Source organism: Chromobacterium sp. (genome assembly GCF_041912965.1).
Taxonomy (GTDB): Bacteria; Pseudomonadota; Gammaproteobacteria; order Burkholderiales; family Chromobacteriaceae; genus Chromobacterium; species Chromobacterium aquaticum.
On sequence record NZ_JAYSGF010000022.1, the window covers coordinates 71,613 to 80,199 of the forward strand.

The 8,587-nt window shown below is 65.2% G+C and carries 10 protein-coding genes and 1 riboswitch; of the genes, 4 read left to right on the top strand and 6 right to left on the bottom strand.

Annotated elements, in window-relative coordinates:
• Positions 1-25: 25 nt before the first annotated feature.
• A riboswitch (cobalamin riboswitch) is annotated at positions 26-275 on the bottom strand.
• Between the two features lie 149 nt (positions 276-424).
• From cobT to ACE3QM_RS13385, 4 genes are all read left to right on the top strand, one after another.
• On the top strand, positions 425-1,468 hold the full coding sequence (cobT, locus tag ACE3QM_RS13370) for a nicotinate-nucleotide--dimethylbenzimidazole phosphoribosyltransferase (protein ID WP_048409993.1): 1,044 nt from the start codon (positions 425-427) through the stop codon (positions 1,466-1,468).
• Positions 1,465-2,067 (top strand): histidine phosphatase family protein, encoded by a 603-nt coding sequence (locus ACE3QM_RS13375; RefSeq protein ID WP_231461075.1) that lies wholly within the window; start codon positions 1,465-1,467, stop codon positions 2,065-2,067. The genes cobT and ACE3QM_RS13375 overlap by 4 nt, the downstream gene beginning before the upstream one ends.
• Entirely contained in the window at positions 2,055-2,783 is a 729-nt protein-coding gene (locus ACE3QM_RS13380) for an adenosylcobinamide-GDP ribazoletransferase (RefSeq protein ID WP_048409995.1), read from the top strand. The genes ACE3QM_RS13375 and ACE3QM_RS13380 overlap by 13 nt, the downstream gene beginning before the upstream one ends.
• An 89-nt stretch (positions 2,784-2,872) precedes the next feature.
• Positions 2,873-3,337, top strand: coding sequence for a GNAT family N-acetyltransferase (locus ACE3QM_RS13385; protein ID WP_374422506.1), 465 nt, complete (start codon positions 2,873-2,875; stop codon positions 3,335-3,337).
• A 31-nt stretch (positions 3,338-3,368) separates the two neighbouring features.
• On the opposite strand, the gene speB is transcribed toward ACE3QM_RS13385, so the two are convergent.
• The 6 genes from speB to rfaE2 form a co-directional block, all read right to left on the bottom strand.
• On the bottom strand, positions 3,369-4,334 hold the full coding sequence (gene speB / locus ACE3QM_RS13390) for an agmatinase (protein WP_048409997.1): 966 nt from the start codon (positions 4,332-4,334) through the stop codon (positions 3,369-3,371).
• Positions 4,335-4,484: 150 nt separating this feature from the next.
• Entirely contained in the window at positions 4,485-5,183 is a 699-nt protein-coding gene (locus ACE3QM_RS13395; protein WP_231461071.1) for a YoaK family protein, read from the bottom strand.
• Between the two features lie 227 nt (positions 5,184-5,410).
• Positions 5,411-6,235, bottom strand: a complete 825-nt coding sequence (locus tag ACE3QM_RS13400) for an SPOR domain-containing protein (protein WP_048409998.1) — start codon at positions 6,233-6,235, stop codon at positions 5,411-5,413.
• Entirely contained in the window at positions 6,232-6,948 is a 717-nt protein-coding gene (locus tag ACE3QM_RS13405) for a type III pantothenate kinase (RefSeq protein ID WP_048409999.1), read from the bottom strand. The genes ACE3QM_RS13400 and ACE3QM_RS13405 overlap by 4 nt, the downstream gene beginning before the upstream one ends.
• Positions 6,945-7,910, bottom strand: coding sequence for a biotin--[acetyl-CoA-carboxylase] ligase (locus ACE3QM_RS13410; RefSeq protein WP_374422510.1), 966 nt, complete (start codon positions 7,908-7,910; stop codon positions 6,945-6,947). The genes ACE3QM_RS13405 and ACE3QM_RS13410 overlap by 4 nt, the downstream gene beginning before the upstream one ends.
• Positions 7,907-8,407: a D-glycero-beta-D-manno-heptose 1-phosphate adenylyltransferase gene (gene rfaE2, locus ACE3QM_RS13415; protein WP_374422512.1), complete on the bottom strand. Its 501-nt coding sequence runs from the start codon at positions 8,405-8,407 to the stop codon at positions 7,907-7,909. Before rfaE2 ends, ACE3QM_RS13410 begins: the two co-directional genes overlap by 4 nt.
• Between the last annotated feature and the right edge of the window lie 180 nt (positions 8,408-8,587).

Sequence of the window (8,587 nt, forward strand, 5' to 3'; positions counted from 1 at the left end):
CCCTGAACGCGCGCGTCATCCTGCGTGGGAGCGCGCGTCGGCAGGCCGGTCTCCGGGCTCAGCCATGCGGCGATGCGCCTTCCCATCCAATGGACAGTGGCGCTTGCATCGCCAGGACGTTTCGCGCTGCTTCAATGATTCGCCAATCAAGCACGGCTCAATCAAACAGCTTCACACGTCAGGCCTTACCGTTGCGGGGGCAGCGCCGGTTTTGCACCGGCTTCCCGTTTCATCCACGCCATTGAGACGCGGACACCTGCTAGGCTCTGGATTATACCGGAGTCCATCCCGGCGGAATGGCGCCAAAAGAAATATGTTTAGTTAGGATCAAATCACCCACGGCACGCGGGTTGCCCCCGTGCCGGGCTATCGCTTAAAGTCGCCGCTGTATCAAAACCTCATTCAGGCTGGAGCTGGCCACCTCATGACACAGACCGACACCTTCCGCTCTCCCGATTCCGCCGCCTACCAGGCCGCCCGCGCGCGCCAGGCCACGCTGACCAAGCCGGCCGGCAGCCTGGGCCGGCTGGAGGAGCTGGCCTGCCGCTTCGCCGCCTGGCAGGGCAAGACCTGCCCGGACGCGCTGCGGCCGGCGATCACGGTTTTCGCCGGCGACCATGGCGTCACCGCCGAAGGCGTTTCCGCCTATCCCTCGGTGGTGACCGGCGAGATGGTGCGCAATTTCGCCAACGGCGGCGCCGCCATCTGCGTGCTGGCGCAAAGCCTGGGCGCGCGGCTGGAGGTGGTGGACGCCGGCGTGCTCAGCGATGTCTCGGCGCTGCCCATCGTCCATGCCAAAGTGCGGGCCGGCACCGGTAATCTGGCCAGGGAGGCCGCGATGACGCCGGCACAGGCCGAAGCCGCGCTGGAAGTGGGCCGGCAGGCCGCGCGCCGGGCTCTGGCCAGCGGCGCCAACCTGCTGATCGCCGGCGACATGGGCATAGGCAATACCACCGCGTCCGCGGCGCTGATCTGCCGACTGGCCCAATTGCCACCGGAACGCATTGTCGGCCGCGGCACCGGGCTGGACGAGGCCGGACTGGAAATCAAACGCCGGGTGGTGCGCACCGCGCTGGCCCGCGTCGCCGAGCGTCAACTGTCGGCGCTGGAAACGCTGACCGAGCTGGGCGGCCTGGAAATCGCCGCCATGGCCGGCTTTTATCTGGAGAGCGCCCAGCACGGCGTGCCGGTGCTGGTGGACGGTTTCATTTCCAGCGCCGCCGCGCTGTGCGCCCATGCGCTGGAGCCGCGGCTGGGCGATTGGCTGCTGGCCAGCCACCGCTCGGAGGAAACCGGTCACTTGCTGGCCTTGCACGCCTTGAAGCTGGAGCCGGTGTTGGACCTGGGCATGCACCTGGGCGAAGGCTCCGGCGCCGCGCTGTGCGTGCCGCTGCTGCAGATGGCCATCCACCTGCACAATGAGATGGCGACCTTCGCCGAGGCCGGCGTCACCGGTAAGGCGGAATGAACCCGTATACGCTCACCCTGCTGCGCCATGGGGAGATCGACCATGCCGGCCGGCTGATAGGCAGCGGCGATCTGCCGCTGAACGCCTTGGGGCAAGCGCAGATGGCGCAGAGTTGGCAGCGCATTTGCTCGCTGGCCCCAGTCACCGCGATCGCCAGTTCGCCCTTGCAGCGCTGCCGAGAGTTCGCGGTGCAGCATGCCTTGCACGGCTCGCTGACACTGAAGGTGGACCCGCGCTTCGCCGAGATGGACTTTGGCGATTGGGACGGCATGGCGGTGCAGGTGCTGGCGCAGCATTACCCGGACTGGCGCGCCAAGCTGGCAGCCGGAGAACTGACGCCGCCGGGCGGCGAAGCCTATGAAGGCTTCCGCACCCGGGTATTGGCCGGTCTGGCCGAGTGGATGACCACGGCCAGCGGCAGCCACCGGGTGCTGGTCACCCACGGCGGCGTGATCACCACCTTGCTGGCGGAACTGCTGGGCACCGATTTCTCGGTGGCCAAGCTGATGACGGTGCAACGCGGCGGCTTTGCCCAACTGTCCATCCTGGAAGGGCATCCCGCCTACCTGATGCGTTTGGAGGCGCCGTGCGCGGATTGATCCTGGCGCTGCAGTTCCTGACCCGCCTGCCCACGCCGCAGTTGCGCGAATTCAAGCCGGAATGGCTGGCCGACAGCGCGCGCTGGTTCGCCGCGGTGGGCTTGATCGTCGGCGCGCTGTTGCTGGCGGCGCTGGCGCTGGGCCGCGGCAGCGATCCCTGGCTGGCCGCGCTGCTGGCGCTGCTGATGTGGACCTGGGTCACCGGCGGCCTGCATCTGGACGGCTTGGGCGACCTGGCCGACGCGCTGGGCGCCGCGCACCGCTCGCGCGAGCGTTTCTTCGAAGTGCTGAAAGATCCTCATGTCGGCAGCTTCGGCGCGCTGGCGCTGATCCTGGCCGTTACCTCCAAACTGGTGCTGCTGATGCTGCTGGCCAAGCAGCCGGCGCTGCCCTGGGGCCTGTTGCTGATCCCCGCCTGGTGCCGTTGCTTCGCGCTGTATTGGTCGGCCAGCTTGCCGGCGATCGCGCCCGGCAGCGGCGAACGCTTCGCCTGGCGCCGCCACTGGCCCAGCCTGGCCGTCAACACCGTGCTGCTGGCGGCGCTGTCCGCCTGGCTGGCTCCGACATTGTTGCTGGCGCCATTGGCGGCGCTGGCCTGGCGCTTCTTTCTGCTGCGTAAGCTGGGCGGCATGACCGGAGACTGCCTGGGCGCGGGCATAGAGTTGTGCGAAATCGGCCTCATGCTGCTGTTGGTGGTCCGCTGGCCGGCTTTCTAGCGGCACTGCAACGATTCCGCCATTTCTCCGTCATCCGGCGGTGATGCGACGCGGGAATACTGGCGGCGTCGTCTTCGCATGGAGCCGCCATGGCCCACCTGGAAATCAGCTGTGAACGCGACCGGCTGGACCGCGGCATGATACTGGGCTTCCTGAGCCAGACCCACTGGGCGCAAGGCTTGACGCCGACGCAGCTGGACAAGGCCATCGCGCACTCGCTGGTGTTCGGCGCCTACCGCGGGCAGCGGCAGTTGGGCTTTGCCCGCATCGTCACCGACTACGTCAGCTTCGCCTATCTATCCGATGTATTCGTGCTGGCCGAGGCCCGCCGCCTCGGCGTCGGCCGCGCGCTGATGGACGCGGCGCTGGCCCACCCCGAACTACAGCAGCTGCGGTGCTTTCTGCTGGTATCGCGCGATGCGCGCCCCTTCTATCGCCGGCTGGGCTTCGCCGAGCTGCGCAACGGCGAGCGCTATATGGAGCTGCGCCGCGAGCCGGCGGCCTTGCCGGCGCGCGCCTGGTCCTGGTTCCGCGCAAATAAAAACGCTGCTTGATGAGAGCGGCGTTCTTGCAGGCAGCAACGATTTAAAACGTGCCGGCCAGCTTCTTGTTGCGCATCAGGCACAGCATGTCACAGGCCAGATGCGCGGCGGCGATGGCGGTCACTTCGCTGTTATCGTAAGCGGGCGCCACTTCCACCACATCCATGCCGACAATGTTCAAATCGCCAAGATTGCGCACGATCTTCAATGCCTGGGCGCTGCTGAGGCCGCCCGGAACCGGGGTGCCGGTGCCAGGCGCGAAAGCCGGATCCAGACAGTCGATGTCGAAGGTCAGATAGACCGGGCTATCCCCTATCACTTCCTTGATGCGCGCGATGGTAGCATCCACGCCATTGTCATGCACCCAGGGCGCGTCCAGCACATTCATGCCCATGAAGTCGTCGTTCCAGGTGCGGATGCCCACTTGCACCGACTTCTTGGGATCGACCAGACCATCCTTCACCGCCTTGTAGAACATGGTGCCGTGGTTCAGGCTGTCCGGCTCGTCGTCCGGCCAGGTGTCGCAGTGGGCGTCGAAGTGCAGCAGCGCCAGCGGCTTGCCGTATTTCTCGGCGTGCGCGATCAGCAGCGGGTAGGTGATGAAATGATCGCCGCCAAAGGTCAGCATCTTGGCGCCGGACGCCAGGATAACGCGCGCGTGCTCGACGATGGAGGGCTTGATGGTCAGCGGATTGTGCGCGTCGAACCAGCAATCGCCATAGTCGATCACCGCCAGGTCGTCGAAGGGATTGAAGCCCCAGGGGAAGGGAGGCAGCTCGGCCAGCTGTACGCTGGCGGCGCGGATCGCCTGCGGACCCAGCCGCGCGCCGGAGCGGAAGGTGGTGGACAGATCCAGCGGAATGCCGGATACCACCACGTCTGCGCCGCTCAGGTCTCGGCTGTAGTTGCGGCGCATGAAGGACAGCACGCCGGCATAGGTGTTTTCAATGGAGGAGCCGTACAAGCCCTGACGGCGGATCGCGCCATCGCCGTAAATGGTTTCGCTCATGAATACTCTCCGTGAGAGAGTACGCCGGACTCAGGCGTTCCGACGATTACCGTCCATCTTGCACAGCCGACGGCTTGAGGCTGCCGCCCCCCTTGGGGCGTAAGCCCGGAGTTTGTCGCGATGCGCGCGGGCGCACAAGAGCCAATCGAATCAATGGCTTTCCAGCTGGATACGCCACAGCCGGAAACGCAGCCTCACGTCGTACCAGACCGGCCTCAAGCCCAGCAGAAACAAGAGCAGCGCCAGCGGCAGGGTAAAGCTGTATCCCATGTGCTTGAAGCCCAGCGCGCCAACCACGCCACCACCGAAAAACGACAGCAGGATCAGCAGATAGGTGCGCAATTTGGCCCGGTTGGCGCGCACATCCTTAACCTTGGGCATGCTTTCCCGGCCGTAGTAGCTGAGCTTGGCCAGTTCGATGCCAATGTCGGTGGCGATGCCGGTCATGTGGGTACTGCGCAACAGCCCGCCGGACAGCTTGGTGACGATGGTATTGTGCATGCCCATGATGAAACACAGCAGCATCACCGTCAGCGGAGTGAAAAAGCCCTTGTGCAGCGACAAGCCGGCGCCCAGCAGGCCGAACAACAACAACAGGCCGGCCTCTTCCATCATCGATACGCCGTAGCCGCCGCGCAGCCGCTGCCGACGCGCCCACAGGATCAACCAGGAACTGTGCATCGCACCGGCGATAAAGCACAGCAGCATCACCAGCAGGGACAGGCCCAGCGTCACCTCGCCCAGCGCGAACTCGTCGGCCATGCCGGAGATGATGCCGGACATATGCGAGGTGTAGCGATGCACGGCGAGAAAGCCGCCGGCATTGAGCGCGCCGGCGATAAAGGCCATTGACCACCCCAACTGCCGCAAAATGCGGTCATTGAAGCGGCCCCGGTCCAATAGCCGGGTGATGCTGGTTCTTCTGAACATATCCTGCTGACGAAATGAACAACGGCGACCAGAGGCCGCCGTCATCGGGGAAATGAAGACACTGCGCCTGCGCCCTTGGCGCGGGCGATGCCTGATAGTGCATCTCCGCGCCGCGGCTGGCAAGCAGTCAGATCAAGAAGCCGGCCTCAGGCGCAGGATTTCAGCCCGATTCCCGGCGTCAGCCGCTTTTGCAGGGACTTGAGCTTGTCCGCCTGCTGCGCGTCCAGCGTCTTGAAGCTCAGCGTGGTCTTGCTCGTCTTCTGCCCCTTCTGCTGCACCAGCGCCTTGTCGTAGCCCGCCGCCTTCAAACGCGCGGCCAAGGCCTTGGCCGCGTCTTCCTTGCCAAACAGCCCCAGCGACAAATGGCCCTTGAAATCGTCATTCTTGACGATGTAGTTGTCGAAGCCCTTGCCCTTCAGCTCCGACGACAGGGTCGAGGTTTCCGCCTGAGTCGCCAGTGGCGGGTAATACACCCAGAAGCGACCGCTAGCGGCGGCTTCTTCCTTGCTGGCTTCGCTCAACTGGCCGGCCTTGAGCTTGAGCTGCGGCACCCCGCCTTTGACCCGGGACAGCAACTTGTCGTCCAGCGGCCCCCATTGCAGGCAGACCGCGGCAGCTTCCGCAGCCTTCACCGGCTCGGGCTTGGCCTCGGATTTGAGCTCCGGCTTGGCAGCGGCCGGCTTGGCCTCGACCTTGGCCAATGCTTTAGGCGCCGACGCTTCCGCCGTCTTGGGCTTGGCGGCAACAAGCTTGTCAGCCTTGGGCGCGGAAGATTCGCGCAGCGGCTCCGCCGCCGGAGCGGACGCGACCGGCGCGGAAGCCGCATTCGGCTTCCAGTTCACGGGCAGCAACTTGACCAGCTCCGGGCTCACTTCCTGCGCCCGCACGTCAACCGGCGGACGCTGCTTGAACGAGCCATACATCGCCACCAGCAGATTCAGCACCACAACCAAGGCTAGGAACCACTTCATTTTTCGTCGGCCACCCTTAACAGACCCAATAACACCAGATTATCCACGATCTCGACCGGCCCGGCGAGCCAAGGCGCCAAGCGCGCGGCATCGCCTCCGGTCAACAGCACCCGCACCGAAGCGCGGCCGGTATGCATCTGCAACTGCCTGCGCTGGGACTCCACCGCACCGGTCAGCGCGTATACCGCGCCACTGGCCAGCGCATCCTCGGTACCCTGCGGAAACGGCGTCACCACGCCGGCGGGACGGTCCAGATTAGCGGTATTGCGCGCCAGGCTGCTCAGCATCAGATTCAGACCGGGCAAAATCAGCCCGCCCAGATAATCGCCTTCGGCGGTCAATGCCTCCACGGTCAAGGCGGTCCCGGCACAAGCGACGATCACATCGTCCTGATGCAGCTGCCGCGCGGCCAACACCGCCAGCCAGCGATCCGCCCCCTGCTCGGCCGGATTACGATATTGGTTGCGCACATCGCCAAAATCCGACTCTGCCCGCACCCACTGCAATCGGCAGGGCGCGGCCGCTTCCAAGCCGCGCGCCACATCGGCACGCGCCACCGACGCGCCCCAGGCGGCCGTGATCGGCCATTGTCGCCAGACTTCAGCCAGGCTGGCGATGTCGCCATGCTCCACCGCGCCCTGGGCCAGCCAGCCACGGCCATCATGCACCGCCCATTTGACCCGGCTATTACCGGCATCGATCAACAGCTTCATGCCAGCTTCCTCAAGCTCACTTCACCGGCGTGGTAGATTTTCATGCCTTCCGTGGTCTCCACCATCAGCGCGCCGCTGTCGGCCACGCCGCGCGCCACGCCTTCCACTGGCTCGCCATGGGAGAAACGCAAGCACACCGGCGCATCCTGATGCGCCGACAAACCCATCCACTCCTCGCGCAGCGGCACAAAGCCATTGCGGTCGAAATTGCCCAACACCAGATGCAATTCGTTCAACAATTCGGCCAGCAGCGCGCTGCGCGTCAACTGAACGCCGGCATCCGCCAGACAGGCCACAGGCTGATCCACATCGCCCGGCTCGCTCACATTCATGCCAATGCCGATCACCACTGCAGTGGGGCCGAGCGCGTCGCCGGACAATTCGATCAGAATGCCCGCCAACTTGCGCTCGTTCAACAACACATCATTCGGCCACTTCAAGGCCACCGGCGCGCCAAGCCGGCGCAGCGCGCGCGCCAAGGCCACCCCCACCGCCAGCGACAAGCCGGCCAGTTGGGACAGGCCACGCTCGAAACGCCACAACAGCGAGAAAGTCAGGCCCGACCCCAAACGCGCCTGCCAACGCCGACCCAGCCGGCCACGGCCCGAGGTCTGCAACTCCGTCGCCAGCACCAGGCCATGCAGGCCACCGCTGGCGGCGCGCGCCAGCAACTGGGTATTGGTGGAATCCGTGCGCTCCGCCACCGCCAGCGTAAAGGTGTCCGCCGCCACCTCATCCAGACCGTTGCGGATATCCGCCACATCCAGCCATTGAAACGGCGCCTCCAGCCGGTAACCCTGACCGCGCACGCTGAATACGGTGACGCCCAGATCCTGCTGAATGGAGTGCACCGCCTGCCAGACCAGGGTGCGGGAACAGTCCAGCTCTCTGGCGATGTCCTCGCCGGAATGAAAACGGCCATCGGCGAGACGGCGCAGCACGGCGAAAGCGTGCTCGCTCACTGCTTGGCCTCGTTGGCCCGTATCTTGTGCAAGGTGGCGGTGGTCGACGTATCGAACAGAAAAGGGATGGAGTGCACCGTACCGCCACGGGCCAGGGTTTCGGCGCTGCCGACGATCTTGTCCGGCGTCCAGTCGCCTCCCTTGACCAAGACATCGGGCCGCACTTGCTCGATCAATTGCGCCGGAGTGTCTTCGTCAAAGCAGATCACCAGACTGACGCTTTCCAAGGCGGCCAATACCGCCGCGCGGTTATCCTGATGATTGATGGGGCGGTCGTCCCCCTTGCCCAGCCGACGCACCGATGCATCGGTATTCAAGCCCAGCACCAGGCTGGCGCCCAAGGCACGCGCTTGCGCCAGATAGGTCACATGGCCACGATGCAAGATATCGAAACAACCATTGGTGAACACGATGGGGCGCGGCAAGGCCGCCAGCTTGTCCGCCAGTTGTTCCTGGGTGCAGATTTTATTTTCGAACGACGGTGTCGGATAAGACATCGGACTCCTTCAAACTTGGCAATAGCCCCAGGCGCCGCCTACCAGCAGCGGCCCCGGGCATCAAGTTGCGAAGGATACCACAGCGCCCGGCCCTTGCCCGCAAGCACCGGCGATCCGACGCCCCGAACGCAACAAAGCCTCCCCGAGGGGAGGCTTCCGTGTCGGCGTTTCCACCGCGCC